Raw genomic sequence first — 19,719 nt, 5'->3', positions numbered from 1 at the left:
CAGATGCAGCGCCTTAGCACGGAGACTTAAAGCAGCGCCAAAAGCTGTGACGAGCAGACATAGATGAGGCAGATATGGCGAAAATCAGTGTTTTCGGCATCGGGTACGTTGGTGTCGTTTCGGCGGCGTGCCTGGCGCGTGACGGTCACGAGGTCATTGCGGTCGACGTCGACCCGGGCAAGATCAAGGCGATCAACTCGGGATTGTCCCCGATCGTCGAGAACGGTCTCGACGAACTGATCGCACAGGTCGTCGCCGACGGAAAGCTGACCGCGACCGATGACGTGCAGCACGCCATCGACAATACCGACGCGTCCTTCATCGCGGTCGGCACGCCCTCGGCTCCCGACGGGTCGGTCGGCCTGAAATACGTCACCGCGGTGTGCGAGAACATCGGCCGCGCGCTGGCGAAGAAGGATGGGCACCACTCTGTCGTCATCCGCTCGACAATCGTTCCCGGCTCCTGCGAGAACACCTGCATCCCGACGCTGGAGAAGGCGTCGGGCAAGGTCGCGGGCAAGGATTTCGGCGTCGGCTACTATCCCGAGTTCCTCCGCGAGAGCACCGCGATCGAGGATTACTACGATCCCGGCCTGATCGTCTTCGGCGCCATGGACGACTATACCACCAGGATCCTGACCGAGCTGAACGAGGGCCTGGGCTGCAAGATCCACGTCGTCGACCTGCGCACCGCGGAAATGGTGAAATACACCTCGAACACCTGGCGCGCCGTAAAAGTGACCTTCGCCAACGAGATCGGCAACATCGCCAAGGCCTCCGGCCTCGACGGGCAGACGGTGATGGAGATCCTCTGCTCGGACAAGAAGGTGAACATCTCGTCCTACTTCATGCGCCCGGGCTTCGCCTTCGGCGGCTCGTGCCTGCCGAAGGACGTGCGCGCGCTGCGCCATCTCGCGGCGGAACTGGACACCCCGGCGCACCTGCTGAACGCGGTGCTGGAAGCGAACGAGGCGCAGATCAAGCGTGCCGAGAACATGATCGCCGCCTCGGGCGCGCAGAAGGTCGGCTTTGTCGGCATCTCGTTCAAGCCGGGTACCGACGACCTGCGGGAAAGCCCGCTGGCGGAACTGGCCGCGCGCCTGATCGCCAAGGGGATCGAGGTGAAGATCCACGACCCCTACGTGTTCGAGGCCTATGCCAACGACAACTCGACCGCGGGTCGGGGCAACGACGTCATCCCCGACCTGAAGGAGCGGATGGTCGAAAGCCTGGATGCGCTGATCGACGAGAGCGGCGCGGTGCTGGTCGGCAACTTCTACGGCGAGACCGTGGATCGCCTGTCGCAGGCCGCCCAGTCGCGCCCCGTCCTGGACCTGACGCGGATGAACCGCAAGCTGGTCTCGGGCGGGAACTACGAAGGCATCTGCTGGTAGAAAGGCGGGACACGCTGTGCTGCAGGTACTGACACACACAGCCTACTTTGCGGTCGTCGTTCTCCTGGCCACCACGGTTCCTCCGGGGTTCCTGGGCTCCCTCGATGGGGCAACGAACTCGATCTTCATTGTCGGCTTCCTGGGAATGTGGAGATATTCCTGGGCCACGCTCAACTTCGCGCGTGCCCTCTACTTCCGCCGTGTCGTGTACCCCGCGAGGAAACGGCGCCTTCGGCGGGCCTTTGCCGCCGAGGGCCGCAAGAGCCACGCCTATTTCCTCGTCACCTCCTACATGGTGGAACCCGAGGTCACGCTGCCGGTCTACCGTTCGGTGTTCACGGCGGCGGCAAGGAACCCCGACGGCGCGACCATCGTGTCGTCGGTGGTGGACGGGGCCGACGCGCGGCTGATCCAGCACATCTACGACACGATGCCGGTGGACATGAGCCAGGTGAAGCTGGTGATCGACCGGATCAAGGCGAACGGCAAGCGCGACGCGCTGGCCCGCACGCTCGAGATCATCGGCCGCTGCAACCCCACCCACCGCGACATCCTGGTGTTCGTCGACGGCGACACGATGGTGCCGCTCGACATCGCCACCCAGTCGGCGCCGATGTTCATGGACCCGAAGGTCGGCGCGCTGACCACCGACGAAGGGGTGATGCTGGACAAGAAGAACCTGTTCCGCGACTGGTTCGTGCTGCGCTTCAACCAGCGCCAGGTGATGATGTGCTCCATGGGCCTCGGCAACCGGGTGCTGACGCTGACCGGGCGGATGTCGGTGTTCCGCGCCAACCTCGCCTGCGATCCCGGCTTCATCGAGCAGGTGCGCGACGACTATCTCGAACACTGGCGCCTCGGCACGGTGAAGTTCCTGACCGGCGACGACAAGTCCACCTGGTACTGGCTGCTGAAGAACGGCTACGAGATGTCGTACCTGCCCGACGTGCGTTCCTGGTCCTACGAGACCCAGCCGCGTCCCGGGTTCCTCGACAGCAGCCAGGTGCTGATGACCCGCTGGTTCGGCAACATGATGCGGACCAACGGCCGGGCCCTGAAGATCCCGCCGAGGGAGATCGGCTTCTTCACCTGGTGGTCGATCCTCGACCAGCGGCTGTCGATGTGGACGACCCTCGTCGGGCCGATCACCGTGATCCTCGCCGCCCTGCTGCATTCGTGGGAGGTGATCCCGCTCTATGCCGCCTGGGTGCTGTCCACCCGCTATATCTTCTGCGTCATCATCTCGCTGTTCCGGGGAACCTGGTTCCCGGTGACGCACCCGCCCATCCTGTATTTCGGCCAGATCGCCGGAGCGGCGACGAAGACCTTCGTCCTGTTCCGCCTCGACAAGCAGAAATGGACCCGACAGACCTCGGCCGAGAAGGCCCAGGTCGCCCTTGCCGACCGGCTCCGGGCACGGGAATCCGCCGTTCACCACGTGCTTGCCGTCATCTGGCTGACACTTGCCGTCATGTTTCTCACCAAGGTCTGAGGGGCCGCGGACTTAGGAGTTTTGAATGAACAAGCAGATTGACATCGCAGCCCAGGAAGACGCCGAGATCGCCTCGGACTTCGTGTTCGAGACCGAGCATCCGGTGCTTCCTGTGCCCTTCACCGCCCAGGTCGGGGACCAGGTGTTCCAGGGCACGGGCCTTTCGCTGACCGCGGCCCACGTCATTGCGCCCGGGCCCATCGACCCCGGCTTCGAGGGCAGCCGCCACATCATCAAGCTCGAGTTCAACTTCGAGGGCTTCAGCATCGACCTGTTCCCCGAGGCGCGCCTCACGGGGCTCCACACGAACGACCTGAAGCTCCAGTTCATCGACCCGACAGGGCCGCACCTGCCGCAGCTGCGCTATATCCTGAACAGCTTCATCGCGGGCGACTTCGTGTCGCTCGGCGCGATGATGGCCTATACCGGCCCGGTCAAGCCGAAGCCGTCCAAGGTCAAGGCCGGCGGCAGGAACGACCGCGCGGACATGATCCGGCGAATCGGGGCGATCGTGCTGTCGGTGGTGCTGATCGCCGTCGCCCTGAACGCGCTGCGCCTGCGCTATACCCAGAGCTACGAGGCGCGTCCCGTCTTCATCACCCGCGAGGGCAAGGAGATGCAGGCGACGAGCCCCGGCCAGATCTCGATGCTGAACCCCCGGGCACGGGCCGGGCAGGTGGTCTATGCCATCAGCTCGAACAGCGGCGACACGCTGAATTTCGTGCTGCCCTGCGATTGTGACGTAACCCTGGCGGACGGGATCTATGAGGGCGCAACTGTTCTTCCCAGCGACCCAATTCTGACCTTTTTCGACTCTAGCGTCCAGGTCAGAGTTCAATCCCAGATGAGCATCGAAGGGTTGACCAAGGCCATGAACGGCGAGCAGGTCTGGCTGGATCTGGGCGACGGTCGTTCGGTCCCGGTGGATGTCGTGCTGACCTCCGCCACCGACGACGCCGCCCAGAACGGTGACCTCTACCTGCCCGTCGTGCTGCGTGCGGAAGACGGCGCCCTCACCCCCGGAGACATCGGGAAACCGGCCCGCGTCCGCCTGTCGAAGTCGATCTTCGGGGGCTCGCTGTTTGCCAGAAAGGCAGAGTCGTGACCAACATTCATCCCCTCATCATTTGCGGCGGCAACGGTACCCGTCTGTGGCCCATGTCGCGGACCCAGTCGCCCAAGCAGTTCCAGCGGATCGGCGGCGAGGATTCCCTGACGTTCTTCCAGACCGCGGTGCAGCGGCACTCGGGAGAAGGGTTCGAGACGCCGGTGATCGTCGCCTCCGTGGGCCAGAGGAACACGGTCGCGGCGCAGCTCGCCCAGCTCGGCACCGACGCCGAACTGATCTACGAACCCATGGGGCGCAACACCGGCCCCGCCGTGCTGGCCGCCGCGCTGACGCTCTATGCCCGCGATCCGAAGGCGCTGATGCTGGTGATCCCCGCCGATCACGTGATCGAGGGCGACATCAACACCACCATCCTCGCCATGCGCGGCGCGGCCTCGGACGGCTACATCGTCACCTACGGGATCAAGCCGCGCTATGCCGAGACCGGCTTCGGCTACATCACCGACGGCGGCCCGATCGCCGACTATCCCGGCCTCCGCAAGGTCGAGCGCTTCGTCGAGAAGCCGCCGGTCCGGAAGGCCCGCCTGCTGGTGGAAAGCGACATCGCCTACTGGGCCTCGGGCATCTCGATGTTCTCGGCCGCGACGATCATCGAGGAATACCAGCGGTTCGATCCCGGCAGCTTCGTCGCCGTGCAGCAGGCGCTGGAAACCGGCGCGGACGACGGCCGCGGCCTGCTTCTGAACCCCGACTGCTTCCGCCACGCCGAAAGCCTGCCGACCGAACAGGTGGTGTTCGAGAAGACCCGCCGCATCGCGCTCGCGCCGCTGGACGTCAGCTGGAACGATGTCGGCAGCTGGTCGGCGATGTACTCGATCTCGAAGCCCGACACCAAGGGCAACGTGCTCCAGGGCGACGTGATCGCGGTCGAGACGTCGAACTCCATGGTCCGTTCGGACACGAGGCTGGTTTCGGTCGTGGGCATGTCCGACGTCATCATCATCGACACCCCCGACGCGCTGCTCGTCACGAAGGTCGGCCATTGCCAGAACGTCAAGAAGGTGGCCGAGCACCTGAAGGCCGCCAAGCGCGCCGAGGCGGAGAAGCACCGCGGCAGCCACAACAGCTGGGGCGATCACGCGCAGCTGATCGATAAGAATGGCGTAAATCTTTCCACGCTGACCCTGCGCCCCGGCGCAGTGCTGGAGATCGCGCCGACCGCGTCGCGCGAGGCGATCGTCGTCCGCGGCAGCCTGCACGTCGAAAACGCGACCGCGCAAAGCACGCTGGTGGCCGGAGAGCGCGGTCTGCTCGACCCGAAGTCGGCCAGCCGCCTGTCGAACCGCACCGACGAGCCGGTGGAGGTGGCGTTGCTGAGCCTCGCCGCCGAGGTCAGCCTGGCCGAGGCGATCACCGCGGTGCCGGTCGGCGCCGCCCGCCCCAGCACGCGGCCCCACGTCCGCGCGACGACGCTGAAGGACAGCGAAACCCCGGGTCTGCGCCATGCGTGACGGACTGTGGCACCGGCTGCGCCGCGGCGGGGCGGGGCTTGCGCTGGGGCTTCTGGCCGCGGCGGGGGCCTCCGCCGCGCCGGACCTGCCGGATGCGGGGCTGCGCTCGGCGCTGGAGGGGCTGGAGGAGAGCCTCGTCGCCCCGGCGAACGCCGTGGTGGCGAACCTCGACCTGCTGCGCGCGGCGGGCCTCGACGGCTTTGCCCCCGCGGTGCAACCCGGACCGCTGGCGATGCCAATGGCGGGCGATCACACTTCCGATCCGCTCGAGGCGCAGGGTCTCGACGTGCGGCTGGCGCTGACCATGCTGACCCAGACGGCCGGGGCGACCGACAACCAGGGCGTGCTGAACGCGCAGCGCGATCCCGAGCTCCGGGCGCTGGTGATCCGCCGGGGGACCGCGCGGCTGTCGGATATCGAGCTTCTGACCCGCCAATACCGCCTGCAACCCGCCGAGGCCGACAACGGCGGCTTCGTGCTGCGGGTGCCGGTCGTCGTGTGGGACGGCGCCGCGCTCCAGATCGGGCCGGGCGAGACGCTGCGCCTCAGCCGTCCCGACGGCGCCTTCCTGATCAACTTCGGCCACCTCGCCATCGCCGGCGGCAGCGTGGAGTCGGTGGGCGGGGCGAACACCGTCACCGGCCGTTTCGCGCCCTTCGTCACCACCGCCGCCAGCGGCACCGTGCAGGTCGACCACGCGCGGTTCACCGGCCTCGGCTTCGGCAAGACGCTGAAGTTCGGCGGCTTCTCGGTGATGCGCAACAACATGATGGTGGTGCGCCGCGCATCCTTCGTCCGCGACAGCCTGTTCGACGGGCTGGTGTCGGTCGCGTTGTCGGGGCTCGATGGCGTCGCCGTGGAGAACAACAAGTTCCGCGCCGCCCGCGGCCCCGCGCTGGTCGTCAGCGGCGCCCGCGAACCGCGGATCCTGTCCAACATCTTCTACGGCAAGACCGAGTTCAACGCGATCCAGGTGCTGTCCCGGTCCCGCGATGCGGTGGTCTCGGGCAATGTCGTCCTTGGCGGCGAGAAAACCGGGATCGCGGTACGGCGCCACAGCCACAACGCGCTGGTCGCGGGCAACATCGTCTGGCGGCGCGAAGGCGGCGGGATCACCGTGGCCGGGTCGGACTGCGGCCGGATCCTCGGCAACCTCGTGCTCGACAACCGCCACAAGGGGATCGAGGTGCGCGACAGCCGCGGCACCGTCGTCGCCGACAACCGCGTCGTCGCCAACCAGAGCGCGGGAATCTGGGTCTCGGCCCAGCAGGACGACAGCGAGACCTGGCTGAAGGGCAACGTCCTGAGCGCCAACCGCGCGGGCCTGTCCACCGCCACGGGGGCCAGCCTGGTGCTGGCGAAGAACGATTTCACGCAGCAGTACCCGCGCTTTCTCGGCGGCGACCTGTCGCGCCAGAGCGCCTTCATCGCCGGGGATCTTGCGGGCGAGAAGGCCGTCACCCTCACCGCGCTCGGCGCGACGCCCGCTCCGGCGGGCTCGGCCGACCGTCCCGAGGACTGCCGGAAATGACGCGCGGCGGATCCCTTCGCCGCGCGCGGCACCTCGCTCTCGGCCTGGCCCTGGCCGCCGCCCTGGCGGCGCCGCTTGCGGCCGGGTCGATCCCGATGGTGATCTCGGACGACGCCGAGTCGCGCGCCATCTCGGTCGTGGTGCGCGCGGGCGTGACCGCCACCCGCGAGCTGCCGACCGACGCCCTGCGCGGCGCGCGGCAGCGGATGAACGCGGGCGAGCGGCTGAGCGACGAGGACCTGCGCGCCCTGGCCGAACGTTGGGACGGGATGGCGGCGAAGCGCTATGCCGACCGGCTGGCGAAGCAGGGGCGGGCGAAGCACGCCTCGGACCTCGCATATTTCTACGGCATCGCCGCGGCGACCGGCCGCGCCTATGCCTTGCCGGACATGATCGAGGCGATGGGTCATCTGGATGCCGCGACCGAACCGGCGGCGCGGATGAAGCACCTGATCTCGGTGCTCTATCCCTATGCCTGGGCCGGGAACTCGGCCGCGCTCGACGCGGTGGTGGAGTTCAACGGCGAGGGCAAGCTGTTCGGCGCGCTGTCGGAGGCGACGCGCCAGCGGATCCTCGACCAGGCGAAATCGGGCAACGGGCGGATCGAGCTGAGGCTCGCGCTGGACATCCTGAGCGACGATGCCGCCGCTCCGACCGACCTGGCACGCGCGCGGGAGTACCTGGAGCGGGCGCAAGGGTCGAAGCTGCTGGCGGTGAAGACGACGGCGCAGAACCTGCTGGCCTATCTCGACGACAAGACGGCCGGACGAGCCGCCGTGAAGAACTGAGGACGCGACGCACCGTGAACGGGGGCAGAGGCATGAAAAGACTGAGCGGATTCCTTCTGGCCGCGGCAATCTCGCTGGCCGGGGCCATGGGGGCCGAGGCGCAATCGGCCTTCGGGTGCAGCGGCCTTGCGACCCGGCAGGGGATGCAGGCGGTCGAGGGGCGGGAGGGCGTGTTCTTCCGCGTCGATCCCGACCTGAAGATGTTCCACCCCTTCTCGGACGGCAGCATCGAACTCGTGGCCGAACTCTCCGACGCCCTGGCCGAGCGCGGAACGCAGCTGATCTACCTGCCCGTGCCGACGAAGAGCCTTGCCATGCCCGGCTACCTGCCGCCCGAGGCCTGGGATTTCGGTTTCGACCCGGATCTCGCCACGACGCTCTACGCCGACATCGTGAAGCGGCTGGAGGCGAAGGGCGTGGCCACGGCCGACGTGCGCAGGGCGATGGTGTCGGCCAGGGGCGGGCCGCTGCCCTATCACAGGGCCGATTACCGCTGGACCGCCGAGGGCGGACGCCTGGCCGCCGATGCCGTGGCCGAGCGCCTGGGCGCCGCCCCCGCGGCGGCGAGCCTGCGGAAGAGCAACTTCGCCAGCACCCCGGGCGGCGTGACCGAGATCGACTCGAAGATGCGGGCGCAGTTGCAGCGCGACTGCGTGCTGAGCCTGCCGAAGGTCGAGACCGCCGCCTACACGACCAGCCGCGCCCAGGGCTTCGCGGTGCAGCCGCAGGGGACGATCTTCGGCCCCGGCGCCACGCTTGGCGTCGCCCGCATCGCCGTGGTCGGCACCGCCTATACCGGCGAACCCTCGGTGAACTTCGCGGGCTTCCTGTCGGAATACACCGGGCTCGAGGTGATGCAGTACGCCGTGCCCGAGGGCGGGGCCTTCGCCGCGATCTCGTCCTACCTCACCTCCGACGCCTTCCGCTCGGCCCGTCCCTCGGTGCTGGTGTGGGAAGTGCCGGTCGAGGCGAACCTCGCCGCCTTCGGCGACCAGCCCCTCCGCGAACTGATCGCGGCGGCGGGCGACACCTGCCGCGTGCCGCTGAACCTGTTCTCGACCGGGCAGGCGAACCAGATCCGGGTGGACCTGAACGCGCTCGACCCGATGCTGGACTATACCCTCGCGCTCGACACCGGCGGCAGCGACAGTGCCGAGGCGCGTTTCACCTTCCGCTCGCGCAACGGCATGATGCGCAGCCGCAGCGTGGTGCGCGACCCCGACCAGATCCGGACCGGCCGCTTCTACATGCCGATGAGCGGGCTCTGGGACAGCGGCGCGCAATCCGTCGACATCGAACTGGCCGCCGGTTTCGGCGCCGCGCCGCAGGTCACCGCCTGCTTCTATTCCGGGAAAGGCTGAACCGATGCCGTACCGCACGCCCTCCGCCCGCCGCCTCCTGGCCGCGACCCTCGCTCTTGGCTGTCTCGCCGCCGTGCCGCTTCAGGCGCGCACCCTCGACATGGCCTTCCTGCCGCCCACGCTGGAGCCGCAGGACGTCTGCAGCGCCGCCGCCGCCGCCGAGGACCGCGAGGAGGACACCGGCGTCGACCTGGGGCAGGAGCAGCTGACCGACACGGTACGCATCCTCTACCTCGGCCGCGACATCCGTCGCCTTCAGGCAGAGGACGCGGACCGCTGGTTCGACTTCATCTCGGCGCTGATCACCCGCCGGGCCGAGATCGACGAGGAATACCAGGGCGGCGACGAGATGCTGGACCGGATCGCGCTGCACGTCGATGCCGGACGGCTGGACGAGCTGCGCCAGAAGGGGCTGATCGCCCAGCTGCGCGCCATGGACGACGCGCTGACCAACAACCAGCGGATGGTGCTGGCGCAGTACTACATGAGCGGCACCGGCGTGCAGGCCGATCCCGACTATGCCCGCACGCTGATCGTCAACGCGGCCTACGGCGGCAACGCCAACGCGCTTCTCGCCCTCGCCCGGCTGGAACTTCAGGGCACGCCGATCACCGAGTGGGAGGCGCCGCTGGAGCTGACCGTGACCATGGCCTTCGGCGGACTGCTGGGGCAGCTGAACCACGGCGTCTGCGCCAGGGCCGAGCGGATCGCGCGGGAGTACCAGTCGGGCGAGGTCGTCTCGCCCAATCCCGCCATCGCCTACCAGTGGCGCCGCTTCGCCGCCGACATGGGCGGCGCCGAGGCTGCCTGGAAGGTGGTCGAGTACCAGATGGGCGCCGACGCGGCCGAGAAGGACAACGAGGTGCTGCGCCGCTATCTGAAGCTTGCCGTGCAGCGCGGGATCGCCGTCAGCGACCGGCAGGTGGCGCAGCTGAAGGCCTCGGGCGGGCTGGACGACGCCGAGCTGAACCGGATCCTCGGCTTCAACCTGAGCGAGGACAAGGGCCGCACGCGCCCCTCGCTGGTGCCGATGCTGGAACTTGCGGTCAACGTCGACGGCGACACCACGGACGAAAGCAGCGTCTACCTCGACTACCTGCGAGAGCTGACCACCTTCGACAACGCGCCCGGCTTCGTCTTCACCGTGCTCGCCAAGGAGATCCTGGTGCGCAAGGGCCGCTGGCGGGGCGAGGACGAGGCGATGCCGCTGCTGGAAGAGGCCGCCCACCGGGGCGATCCCGAGGGGATGCAGATCCTTGCCGGGCGGCTGATCCGGTATCGCAACGATCCGGCGCAGCTGAACCGTGCCGCCGACCTCCTGGCCGAAACCGTGTCGCGTCACGGCATGGCCAGCTCCATGCAGATGCTCGACGGTCTGTTCCGCTGCCAGGCCCCCGACGCGCCGCGCCTTCGCGAGGCCGCGACCTGGGCGCGCAACTTCCGTGCGACCGAGTACGACAACGTCACCGTCAGCGCCACCGACCTGGTCGCCCTCGACCCGTTCAAGGAGCCCGAGGTGCTGGGCCAGATCCAGTCCCAGGCGCTCAACAACCGGGTGGCGGCGCTGGCGCAGTTCGCGCAGCGCCAGCAGGTCGATCCCGCCGCGCTGCCCTCGTCCCGCGAGCTCTGGGCGGCCCGGCTCGACAATTCGGACCAGGCGCTGGAGGCCTTCGTCGAGCTCGAGTTCGAGCTGGCGACGAACCCGCAGGAACGCGCGCTTGCGGTCGAGCTGTTCCGCCGGGTCTACCTGAACAACGGGGTGACGACGGCGCTGGACCTTGCCATCGCCTTGACCGAAGACAACGCCCGCGATCCCGCCGTCGCGGACGAGATCGTGACCCTGCTGAAGCGCGCGGGCGCACGCGGCGAGGGGGCGGCGATCCGCCTCCAGGCCCGGCTCCAGTCGCGGACCCGCGACCCCCGCGCGATCTACGAGGATTATGCGCAGGTGATCGAGGACCGTGGCGATTTCCTGGCGCTGATGTTCGCCATGCCCTACGTCACGAACCAGAAGGCGGCGGATTACGTCGACCGCGCGGTGTCGCTGATGACCTGCGGCACCAAGGACGTGGACGAGCTGGGCGAGGCGGCGGCGCTCCGCAGCGCGCCCGACCAGTCCTACCACTGGCGCCGGGTCGCGCTGGCGGTCGAGGGGGGCAACGTGCTGTCCAAGCTGCGCCTGTCCGACAGCCAGATGGCGGCCTTCGACAGGGGCGCGGCGCCGCAGGCGGCCGATGTCTATGCCCGCGACCTCGACGAGGGCGATGCCGACGCGCACCGCCAGCTCTACCGCCTGACCTCGGACCCGGACCTTCAGACCTACGATCCGGCGAAGGCGGCGAACCACCTTGTCGCGCTGATGCAGACCCGCAGCGACGCGGCCCTGCGCTTCGTGCTGGCGGCCTATCGCCGGGCCCCCGCCGCGGTGCGCGAGATCGCCGACGCGCGGATCGACATGAACGGGCTCTACCAGCAGGCCGCCGCGGCCGGCGACGTGGCCGCGAAGGTCGACTTCGCGCTGATGCTGCGCGACACCGCCCGCAGCTCCGGCGACCTCGTCACCTCGGCGCAGCTTCTGGGCGAGGCGGCGGAGGCGGGCAATGCCGAGGCGATGGCCGAGTACGGCCACGTCCTGGCCTACGGCATCGGCGTGCCGCGCGACGTGGGTCAGGCGCTCGGCTGGCTCGACCGCGCCGCGGGCCTTGGCGCGACGCGGGCCGAGGGGCTGGCCAACCTCCTGCGACTGGGGGCGATCCAGTGAGCCGACGGCCCCCCCTGCGCCACGCCGCGCGCGCGGCCTGCCTTCTGCTGCTTTCCGGAGGCGCCGCCATGGCCGAGGACTTCACCTGCGCCGAGGCGCCCGAGCCGGTGTTCTCGCTCGCCTACGGCAGCCGCTATGCCGAGGGCAGCAACTCCTCGACCCTCGACGCGGAAGCCGATGCCGAGGTGGACGAGGCGCTGGACCCGATCGACGACTTCCTGCGCGACCTCACCGCGGATGCGAACCGCGTGTTCCTGCCGGACTCGGACCGGCAGGCGGTGGCCGACTGCGTGGTGAAGCGGATCGCGGTCTGGGCGCGCGAGGACGCCATGGGCGACCTGCGTTCGACCACCTCGAACCTCACCATCGGCTCACGCCTCGCCGCCTTCGGGCTGGCCGCGCTCCAGGTCGCGCCCTTCACGACGCTCTACCGCGATCTCGACGACATCCGCGGCTGGCTGAGAACCCGCCAGCGCGCGCAGATGGCGTTCTGGGAGGAGGAGGCCGGCGACGGCGCGGCGCAGGGCAACCTGCGCGCCTGGTCGGCACTGGCCGCCGCCGCCATCGGCGAACTGGCGGACGACAGGATCATCCAGGGCTGGTCCGCCTGGTCCGCCGTCTATGTCATGTGCAAGGCCGCGCCCGACGGCAGCCTGCCGCAGGAGATGGGCCGCGGCCGTTTCGCGCTCCACTACCAGCTGCACAGCATCGCGCCGCTCGTTGTGACCGTGGCGCGGCTGAAGCGGCAGGGGTTCGACCTGACCGGCGAATGCGACGGGGCGCTGAAGCGCATCGTCGGCTTCGCGGTGTCAGACCTCGACACCGGCGAGAAGACCCGCGCCATCACCGGCGAGGTGCAGACCTTCTTCGACGGCACGGACGAGATCGAGGGCTTCAACCTCGCCTGGATCGAGGCTTACCTGACGCTCTACGACGATCCCGCCCTCGACAGGCTGGCCGAGCCTTGGCGGCCGCTGAGCCACTCCAAGCTGGGCGGCGACCAGACGGCGATCTGGGGGCCCCTGCGCTAGACCTTCTGGGTCAGGAGCACGCCGAGGCCCATCAGCGCGATCCCGGCCCCGCGGGCCAGCGTCAGGCTTTGCTGGCGGGCGCCGAACAGGCCGAACTGGTCGATCACCGCGGCCGAGATCAGCTGGCCGATCAGCACGAAGAAGATCGCGTTGCCGACACCGAACTTGGGCGCGATGAAGGTGACGGAGACGACGTAGAAGGCCACGAACAGCCCGCCGGCGAACAGGTGCAAGGGCTGCCCCGGCAGCCGCGCCAGCCCGCCGAGCCCGGTGACGAGGCCGACCAGCAGGCAGGCGAGGAACGCCACCGAGAACAGCACGATGGCCGCCGCGACGGGCGAGGCGATGCGCCCGCCAAGCTGGGCGTTCAGCGTGGCAAGCAGCGGGATACCGATGCCCGAGGCGAGCATGATCAGGGCATGGCGAAGGTGGTCGGTCATGGCGTTTCCGTGGGTTGCTGGTCGGACTCGGTGCGGTAGGGCGCGCTCAACTGCAGATCCCGCGGGTTTCGGCACCGTCCCAAGGCAGGCGGATCGCCTCGCGCGGGGTGCTTTCGCGGGGCTCGATGCCCGGGAAGTAGGGCTTCAGCAGGTCGTAGAGCCGCTCGGTGCGGGCGCCCTCGGGATCCAGCGCGCGGCAGCAGACGAATTCCTCCACGATACCCCCCTGCTGCTCGTAGCCGTAGTCGAGGAAATCGGCTCTCGCCGTCAGATCGAACAGGTAGGGGTCGGCATCGCTGTGCTCGACCGCCGCCTTGAACGGGCTGTAGCCTGTCACCTTGCGGTTCTGCCACTGCCAGACATGGGTCAGCTCGTGGGCCAGCAGCATCGCCGCGGCCAGCGACATCTCCTCGGGATAGCGCGGCAGGTAGTCGTCGCGATAGAGTCGCTGGGCGACGAACATGTGCTGGAACAGAACGAAGGCGGCGGTGGAGGTGCGGATGGTCCCGGTTTCGGGGCGGCGGATCTTCTCGCGGCAGGCGAGCGCGGGGCGGGCGGGACGCAGGTGGATGACGTTGCCGATCAGCGCGCCCTTCGTGACGCTCACCCGCCCGCTGGCAAGCGTGCCGCCCTGCACGGTGGCGGCGAACTGCCGCTCGGCCGGGGTCAGGGGACGGCCGCAGGCGGCGAGCAGGAGAAGGACGAGAAGCAGGCGCATGGCGCGACGTTAGCCGGGCCGATGTGGCTTGGGTAGGGGCGGCGTCGAGGGCGGAGCGGGGGCCGTGCGGGACGTGGGACACGGGGGAACGGGGGGCGCGGCGGCGGAAGCGGCCGGTCCGTCCGGCTTTTCACGGTCCGGGCTGCGTCGGCGCAAGAATCCTGTGGATTTCTTCCGCGACTCTGGCAGCATTTCTCCATGCATTTCATGACCCGCCGGATGGCCCCGCTTTTCGCCCTGCTGATTTCCCTGGCCCTTGCCGCGCCCCTGGCCGCGGCCCCGCTGGAGGTGCGGGTCGACATCTCCCAGCAGCGCATGGTGGTGAAGCGGGACGGTAAGGTGGTCGGCGACTGGCCCGTTTCGACCGCGCGCAAGGGCAAGGTCACGCCGACCGGCACCTTCCGGCCCCAGGCGCTGAAGAAAACGCATTACTCCTCGCTCTACGACAACGCGCCGATGCCGTATTCCATCTTCTTCCGCGGCAACTATGCGATCCACGGCACCAACCAGGTCAAGCGGCTGGGCCGCCCCGCCTCGGCCGGCTGCGTGCGGCTGTCGACGGGCAACGCGAAGAAGCTCTTCGCGATGGTGCAGCAGGTGGGGATGAAGGGGACCAGGATCACCGTGGTCCGGTAGGATGGGTGATATCACCCATCCTGCGCCCCGGGGCAGGGTGGCATGATCTGGATCAATGTCTCCCCTGCGCGACGGGGGCAGGATGGTCGAAACCCGATCCCGGAGGCCCCATGTCCTGCACCCGCCCGCTCGCCCTCCTCGCCGCCCTGAGCCTCGCCGCCTGTGCGCCGCCGCCCGAGGAGACGGGGCGCGGCTTCTTCAACGCGGTCTGCGCCGCCTGCCACGGCGCCGACGCGCGGGGCGGCGGTCCCGCGCGGGCGGGCATGGGCCAGCGGGCGCCCGACCTGACCCTGCTGGCGGCGCGGAACGCCGGCACCTTCCCGCGGCTGAAGGTCATGGGCATCATCGACGGCTATCACCGCCGCACCGACCCGCACACCCACATGCCCGTGTTCGGCGACCTGCTGGCCCAAGGCGACTATGTCGGCGTCGACACCGGGGACGGGCGGATGACGCCGACCCCCGCGCAACTGGTGGCGCTGGTCGACTACCTCGAGTCGGTGCAGCGGTAGGAAGGCGCCGAGGCGCGGCAGCGGCACCGGTCGCAGGGCCGCGAAGGGGCCCGGGCGGACCTGATCCCGCGGAGGAGTCGGACCGGATCGGGGGGAGGATGTGTTGAGTCCCCGTGGGCGCAGGGAATCCCCGTGCCCGCAGGACGAACTCTGGAGCTGAGAAAGAGAAAGGGAGACCCGATGACCTATGACCACATCATGGTGCCCGTCGATCTCGAACATGCGGACCGGCTGGGCAAGGCGATCGACACGGCGAAGGACCTCGCCCGGCAGTCCGGCGCGAAGCTGACCTTCGTCGCCGTGACCTCCGAACTGCCGGGACGGGTGGCGCATTCCCCCGAGGAGTTCGACCGCAAGCTCGCCGGGTTCGCCGAGCGCCAGGCCGAGGGGCTGGACGCGGCGGTCGGCTCGAAAAGCTACGTCGCCCACGACCCGGCGGTGGAGATCGACGACATCCTCCACGACGCCACCCGCGACCTCGGCGCCGACCTCGTGGTGATGGCCTCCCACGTCCCGAACGTCGCCGACGCGATCTGGCCGTCCCACGGGGGGAAGATGGCGTCGAAGGCGGACGTGTCGGTGTTCATCGTGCGGTAGGGGTCGCGGGGCGGTCGACAGCAGGTCGGCTGGATCTTTGGGCGGAGGCCCACCCTACCGCGCTGGGCGGGCATCGGTGCGGAACGTTGAACCCCGAGCCGCCCGGCGGCCACGCCGGGCAGCGCCCGACCGCCCCCCCCGAGCGGGCGCTTCTCGCCCACCCGGCGGCCGGGCACTGCCCTCTGTGCGTGGGTTGCGGTCTTGGGTAGAAGGGCGTTCACCCTACCGACGCGAGACGCAATGATCGGTAATCGGGCGATGGTGGGGTGAAACCCAACCCTACGCTTGGTTATCATCTATCAAAAAATTTCCGAATTACTTCCCAAAGGACATGTCGAAGAAAAAACCATACAGCCATACAGATGCTTAGATAAAACAAAGCCAAGAGCCGCTCAGTTCTAGGGCTATCGATCTGCAGGAGCAGCCAAGAAACCAATGCGCAACCGAGGCTAACAAGCACTCCAAAAATTGCTGCCTTCATTTTATCTTGCATAGTCGCCCAATCCTTTTAACCAGCACTCCGAGTTTGACTATTTTCACATTCGTCACGGGCTTCAGCTAGCGCATTTATCGCTCGATACTCTCCGGTGTGGATGCGCGACGCGGTTAATGGTAAGTATCGAGGGCCGCTAAGGCAAGGTGCAATCTTTGGCCGCCCGGCGTTGGTGGGGCGGAACCCCACGCTACGCTTGCTGAGCAGATTCCGCTCGGTCGATACATAGCGCCTCACCAAGAAATATTTGTCGCGCACATTGCGCGACGGAACTATAGTTGCAACTGTAGCAATGTATAGGCTCTAAGAAAGTGTTCAACTTGGTCGACCTTCATATGGCCATATTTGTGGCATTCTGCGTGCTCTATATTTCGTCCTTCGTGCTTTTAATCATATTAAGAGAGGATTTCAGAAAAGATGTGATAGACGTAATCACGCTTAGAGATTCTTTTGGCTCAAAATTCCAGAGGCGACATCCAATTTTCATTTCATCATCAATTCTTCTTTTTGTAGCAAGCGCACTTCTCCTATCCTTTGTTGGGGAGTAAACTTTGGAAGATTTACTGCGGCCACCTGGTCTTGGAAGTCGAGCGGTAGGCTACATAGTTAATATTGACCTCGGACTTTTTTCGCACGGGGTGGATTCACATCCGAAGTGCAGATTTTGTATCAAAACAGAATGTTTCGAAGAGGAACTCTGAGTATGATTGTGTCAATAAAATCATCCCTGAAATCCTGATCGAAAGTCAACAGAAGCAAGGATAATGAAAGATAAATTATTACGAATGCGCAGAATGTGACCGTATGAATGTCAAACGCTTCCAGCATTTCTCAATTGCGCTCGCAATGTTTTTCCAAGGCAGCACTCCCAGCATAAGTGCAAAACGCGCGCCCAAATTGCCTTCTCTTGGTTCTTGCTGCATTACACATCCAACTCCTCCACAAACCGCGCATTCTCGCTGATATACTGGAACCGCAGCTCCGGCTTCTTGCCCATCAGCCGCTCCACCAGGTCCCCCGTCTCGCCGGGCATGTCCTCGTCCACCGTCACCCGGATCAGCTTCCGCGTATCGGGGTCCATGGTCGTCTCCTTCAGGTCCTTGGCGTCCATCTCGCCCAGCCCCTTGAACCGCGAGACGTCGATCTTGCCCTTGCCGCCCAGGCCCTTCTGCAGCCACATCTCCTTCTCCATCTCGTCCAGGCAATAGACCCGCTTCGCCCCCTGGGTCAGCCGGAACAGCGGCGGACAGGCCAGATAAAGATGCCCCCGGTCGATCAGCGGCCGCATCTGGGTGAAGAAGAACGTCATCAGCAGCGATGCGATATGCGCCCCGTCGACATCCGCGTCGGTCATGATGATGACCTTCTCGTAGCGCAGGTCCTCGACGTTGAACTTCGTCCCCATCCCGACGCCCAGCGCCTCGCAGAGGTCCGAAATCTCGGCGTTCGACCCCAGCTTGGACGACGCCGACCCCAGCACGTTCAGGATCTTGCCCTTCAGCGGCAGCAGCGCCTGGGTCTCCCGCCGCCGCGCGCCCTTGGCCGAGCCGCCGGCGGAATCGCCCTCGACGATGAACAGCTCGGTCCCCGCGCGGTCCTTCGAGGTGCAGTCCGTCAGCTTGCCGGGCAGGCGCAGCTTCTTCGTCGCCGACTTCCGCTGCGTCTCCTTCTCCTGCCGCCGCCGCATCCGCTCCTCGGCGCGCAGCACCAGGAAATCGAGGATCGCCCCCGCCGCCTTGGTGTCCGCCGCCAGCCAGTTGTCGAAGTGGTCGCGCACCGCGCCTTCCACCAGGCGGCCCGCCTCGGTGGTCGCCAGCCGGTCCTTCGTCTGGCCCACGAACTCCGGCTCGCGGATGAAGCACGAGACCAGGGCGCAGCCGCCCGACAGCAGGTCCTCCCGCGTGATGTCCTTGGCCTTGCGGTTGGAGATCAGCTCGCCATAGGCGCGGATGCCCTTCAGCACCGCGGCCCAGAAGCCCGACTCGTGGGTGCCGCCCTCGGGCGTCGGCACGGTGTTGCAGTAGGACTGGGTGAAGCCGTCGCGCACGGGGGTCCAGTTGATCGCCCATTCGACCGAGCCGGGCTGTCCGAACTTCTCCTCGAAGCTGACCTTGCCCGCGAAGGGGCGGTCGGAATAGGTGACGGCGCCGTTCAGCGTCTCGTTCAGGTAATCGGCAAGGCCGCCGGGGAAGTGGAACGTCGCCTCGACCGGCGTCTCGCCGTCGTCGATGGCGGATTTCCAGCGGATCTCGACCCCCGAGAACAGGTAGGCCTTGGAGCGGATCGACTTGAACAGCCGCGCGGGCTTGAAGCGGTGGGCGTGGAAGATCTGCTCGTCCGCGTGGAAGGTCACGGTGGTGCCGCGGCGGTTCGGCGCGGCGCCGATCTTCTCGACCGGGCCGAGGGGGATGCCGCGGGAGAAGCGCTGCTCGTAGAGCTCGCGGTTGCGGGCGACCTGTACGATCATGGAATCCGACAGCGCGTTCACCACCGAGGCGCCCACGCCGTGCAGGCCCCCCGAGGTCTGGTAGGCCTTGCCCGAGAACTTGCCGCCCGCGTGCAGCGTGCAGAGGATCACCTCCAGCGCCGACTTGTCGGGGAACTTCGGGTGCGGGTCCACCGGGATGCCGCGGCCGTTGTCGCGGACGGTGATGGAGTAGTCCGCGTGCAGCTCCACCTCGATCCGGTTCGCGTGGCCCGCCACCGCCTCGTCCATCGAGTTGTCCAGCACCTCGGCCACGAGGTGGTGCAGGGCGCGTTCGTCCGTGCCGCCGATGTACATCCCGGGGCGCTTGCGGACCGGCTCGAGCCCTTCGAGCACCTCGATGGAGGAGGCGTCGTAGACGGGTTCACCGGCTCCGGAAAGAAGATCTTCGGCCATGCTGCTCACCTGCTGTTCTGATTGGGCGGCAGAATGGCAGGTTTGGCGGGGTGAGGAAAGGCGCGAGGTGCCGCGGTCGCGCAGGGTCAGGGCTTCGGTGGCGGCGGAGAGGCCGGGACCGGGGGGCCAGCCCCCCGGACCCCCCGGGATATTTGGAAAGCAAAGATGGGAGGTGCCGCGCCGTGCGCCCTGGTCCCGGCGCGGTCGCGGGAACCGGTCGGATCATGGGGTGAGGCGGCGGTGGCGTGGATGCCGCGGGCGTCGGGGCTCCTCGCACTCTGTGCGCCCGGGCCCACAAACTTCCCACGCTGCGCCATGAAATTGCCCGGCGCCCGCGGCACCCTCTGTTGCGCCGCCGACGGGTGCGGCAGGCTGGAGCGATCCCATGCGGCAAGATCTTCTGTTGCGTGCCCGTCTCGGGCGGACCCTGGCGCTGCACGGGCTGCGCCGCAAGCGGGGCCGCATGGCGCTGCTCGACGACGGGCCGCGCCCCGCGCGCCTGAC

General features: G+C 67.6%; 15 protein-coding genes. 12 read left to right on the top strand and 3 right to left on the bottom strand.

Features of this window, described 5'->3' with window-relative positions; genetic code table 11:
- The first annotated feature begins 74 nt into the window (after positions 1 to 74).
- The 9 genes from A7B20_RS16255 to A7B20_RS16215 all read left to right on the top strand — a co-directional run bounded on the left by A7B20_RS16255 (position 75) and on the right by A7B20_RS16215 (position 12,938).
- Positions 75 to 1,394: a nucleotide sugar dehydrogenase gene (locus tag A7B20_RS16255; RefSeq protein ID WP_102109637.1), complete on the top strand. Its 1,320-nt coding sequence runs from the start codon at positions 75 to 77 to the stop codon at positions 1,392 to 1,394.
- Positions 1,395 to 1,539: 145 nt separating this feature from the next.
- The gene (locus A7B20_RS16250) at positions 1,540 to 2,886 is read left to right on the top strand and encodes a glycosyltransferase (RefSeq protein ID WP_245867026.1); all 1,347 of its coding nucleotides are present in this window, start codon (positions 1,540 to 1,542) and stop codon (positions 2,884 to 2,886) included.
- 25 nt (positions 2,887 to 2,911) lie between these two features.
- Complete coding sequence (locus tag A7B20_RS16245; protein ID WP_102109636.1) at positions 2,912 to 3,991, top strand: hypothetical protein; 1,080 nt, start codon at positions 2,912 to 2,914, stop codon at positions 3,989 to 3,991.
- A complete protein-coding gene (locus tag A7B20_RS16240) occupies positions 3,988 to 5,466 on the top strand; it encodes a mannose-1-phosphate guanylyltransferase (protein ID WP_172961041.1) in 1,479 nt (492 codons plus the stop codon). The genes A7B20_RS16245 and A7B20_RS16240 overlap by 4 nt, the downstream gene beginning before the upstream one ends.
- Entirely contained in the window at positions 5,459 to 6,997 is a 1,539-nt protein-coding gene (locus tag A7B20_RS16235) for a right-handed parallel beta-helix repeat-containing protein (RefSeq protein WP_102109634.1), read from the top strand. Before A7B20_RS16240 ends, A7B20_RS16235 begins: the two co-directional genes overlap by 8 nt.
- Entirely contained in the window at positions 6,994 to 7,785 is a 792-nt protein-coding gene (locus tag A7B20_RS16230; RefSeq protein WP_102109633.1) for a hypothetical protein, read from the top strand. Before A7B20_RS16235 ends, A7B20_RS16230 begins: the two co-directional genes overlap by 4 nt.
- A 32-nt stretch (positions 7,786 to 7,817) precedes the next feature.
- A complete protein-coding gene (locus A7B20_RS16225; RefSeq protein WP_102109632.1) occupies positions 7,818 to 9,146 on the top strand; it encodes an alginate O-acetyltransferase AlgX-related protein in 1,329 nt (442 codons plus the stop codon).
- 4 nt (positions 9,147 to 9,150) lie between these two features.
- A complete protein-coding gene (locus A7B20_RS16220) occupies positions 9,151 to 11,907 on the top strand; it encodes a hypothetical protein (protein WP_102109631.1) in 2,757 nt (918 codons plus the stop codon).
- Entirely contained in the window at positions 11,904 to 12,938 is a 1,035-nt protein-coding gene (locus A7B20_RS16215; protein WP_157937708.1) for an alginate lyase family protein, read from the top strand. Before A7B20_RS16220 ends, A7B20_RS16215 begins: the two co-directional genes overlap by 4 nt.
- On the opposite strand, the gene A7B20_RS16210 is transcribed toward A7B20_RS16215, so the two are convergent.
- The gene (locus A7B20_RS16210) at positions 12,935 to 13,378 is read right to left on the bottom strand and encodes a DMT family transporter (protein WP_102109629.1); all 444 of its coding nucleotides are present in this window, start codon (positions 13,376 to 13,378) and stop codon (positions 12,935 to 12,937) included. The genes A7B20_RS16215 and A7B20_RS16210 overlap by 4 nt on opposite strands.
- A gap of 46 nt (positions 13,379 to 13,424) precedes the next feature.
- Positions 13,425 to 14,096, bottom strand: a complete 672-nt coding sequence (locus tag A7B20_RS16205) for a hypothetical protein (protein WP_102109628.1) — start codon at positions 14,094 to 14,096, stop codon at positions 13,425 to 13,427.
- Positions 14,097 to 14,294: 198 nt separating this feature from the next.
- Between A7B20_RS16205 and A7B20_RS16200 the strand changes: the two genes are divergently transcribed.
- From A7B20_RS16200 to A7B20_RS16190, 3 genes are all read left to right on the top strand, one after another.
- Entirely contained in the window at positions 14,295 to 14,732 is a 438-nt protein-coding gene (locus A7B20_RS16200) for a L,D-transpeptidase (RefSeq protein ID WP_245867024.1), read from the top strand.
- Positions 14,733 to 14,842: 110 nt separating this feature from the next.
- On the top strand, positions 14,843 to 15,244 hold the full coding sequence (locus A7B20_RS16195; protein WP_102109627.1) for a c-type cytochrome: 402 nt from the start codon (positions 14,843 to 14,845) through the stop codon (positions 15,242 to 15,244).
- A 180-nt stretch (positions 15,245 to 15,424) separates the two neighbouring features.
- Positions 15,425 to 15,841: a universal stress protein gene (locus tag A7B20_RS16190; RefSeq protein WP_102109626.1), complete on the top strand. Its 417-nt coding sequence runs from the start codon at positions 15,425 to 15,427 to the stop codon at positions 15,839 to 15,841.
- Positions 15,842 to 17,256: 1,415 nt separating this feature from the next.
- On the opposite strand, the gene parE is transcribed toward A7B20_RS16190, so the two are convergent.
- Positions 17,257 to 19,215, bottom strand: coding sequence for a DNA topoisomerase IV subunit B (gene parE / locus A7B20_RS16185; protein ID WP_102109625.1), 1,959 nt, complete (start codon positions 19,213 to 19,215; stop codon positions 17,257 to 17,259).
- Positions 19,216 to 19,719 lie beyond the last annotated feature (504 nt).

Origin of the sequence: Oceaniglobus roseus (assembly GCF_002869745.1) — a bacterium.
Taxonomy (GTDB): Bacteria; Pseudomonadota; Alphaproteobacteria; order Rhodobacterales; family Rhodobacteraceae; genus Oceaniglobus; species Oceaniglobus roseus.
Note: the sequence above shows the minus strand (reverse complement) of the source record. Positions and strands in the feature narration are given on the sequence as shown.

What these genes read in the sequence shown, in the direction of transcription:
- A7B20_RS16190 (WP_102109626.1), top strand. Translation starts at nt 15,425, where the DNA reads ATGACCTATGACCACATCATGGTGCCCGTCGATCTCGAACATGCGGAC.
- A7B20_RS16210 (WP_102109629.1), bottom strand. Translation starts at nt 13,378, where the DNA reads ATGACCGACCACCTTCGCCATGCCCTGATCATGCTCGCCTCGGGCATC.
- A7B20_RS16250 (WP_245867026.1), top strand. Translation starts at nt 1,540, where the DNA reads ATGTGGAGATATTCCTGGGCCACGCTCAACTTCGCGCGTGCCCTCTAC.
- A7B20_RS16255 (WP_102109637.1), top strand. Translation starts at nt 75, where the DNA reads ATGGCGAAAATCAGTGTTTTCGGCATCGGGTACGTTGGTGTCGTTTCG.
- parE (WP_102109625.1), bottom strand. Translation starts at nt 19,215, where the DNA reads ATGGCCGAAGATCTTCTTTCCGGAGCCGGTGAACCCGTCTACGACGCC.
- A7B20_RS16205 (WP_102109628.1), bottom strand. Translation starts at nt 14,096, where the DNA reads ATGCGCCTGCTTCTCGTCCTTCTCCTGCTCGCCGCCTGCGGCCGTCCC.
- A7B20_RS16225 (WP_102109632.1), top strand. Translation starts at nt 7,818, where the DNA reads ATGAAAAGACTGAGCGGATTCCTTCTGGCCGCGGCAATCTCGCTGGCC.
- A7B20_RS16245 (WP_102109636.1), top strand. Translation starts at nt 2,912, where the DNA reads ATGAACAAGCAGATTGACATCGCAGCCCAGGAAGACGCCGAGATCGCC.
- A7B20_RS16230 (WP_102109633.1), top strand. Translation starts at nt 6,994, where the DNA reads ATGACGCGCGGCGGATCCCTTCGCCGCGCGCGGCACCTCGCTCTCGGC.
- A7B20_RS16195 (WP_102109627.1), top strand. Translation starts at nt 14,843, where the DNA reads ATGTCCTGCACCCGCCCGCTCGCCCTCCTCGCCGCCCTGAGCCTCGCC.
- A7B20_RS16220 (WP_102109631.1), top strand. Translation starts at nt 9,151, where the DNA reads ATGCCGTACCGCACGCCCTCCGCCCGCCGCCTCCTGGCCGCGACCCTC.
- A7B20_RS16235 (WP_102109634.1), top strand. Translation starts at nt 5,459, where the DNA reads ATGCGTGACGGACTGTGGCACCGGCTGCGCCGCGGCGGGGCGGGGCTT.
- A7B20_RS16200 (WP_245867024.1), top strand. Translation starts at nt 14,295, where the DNA reads ATGCATTTCATGACCCGCCGGATGGCCCCGCTTTTCGCCCTGCTGATT.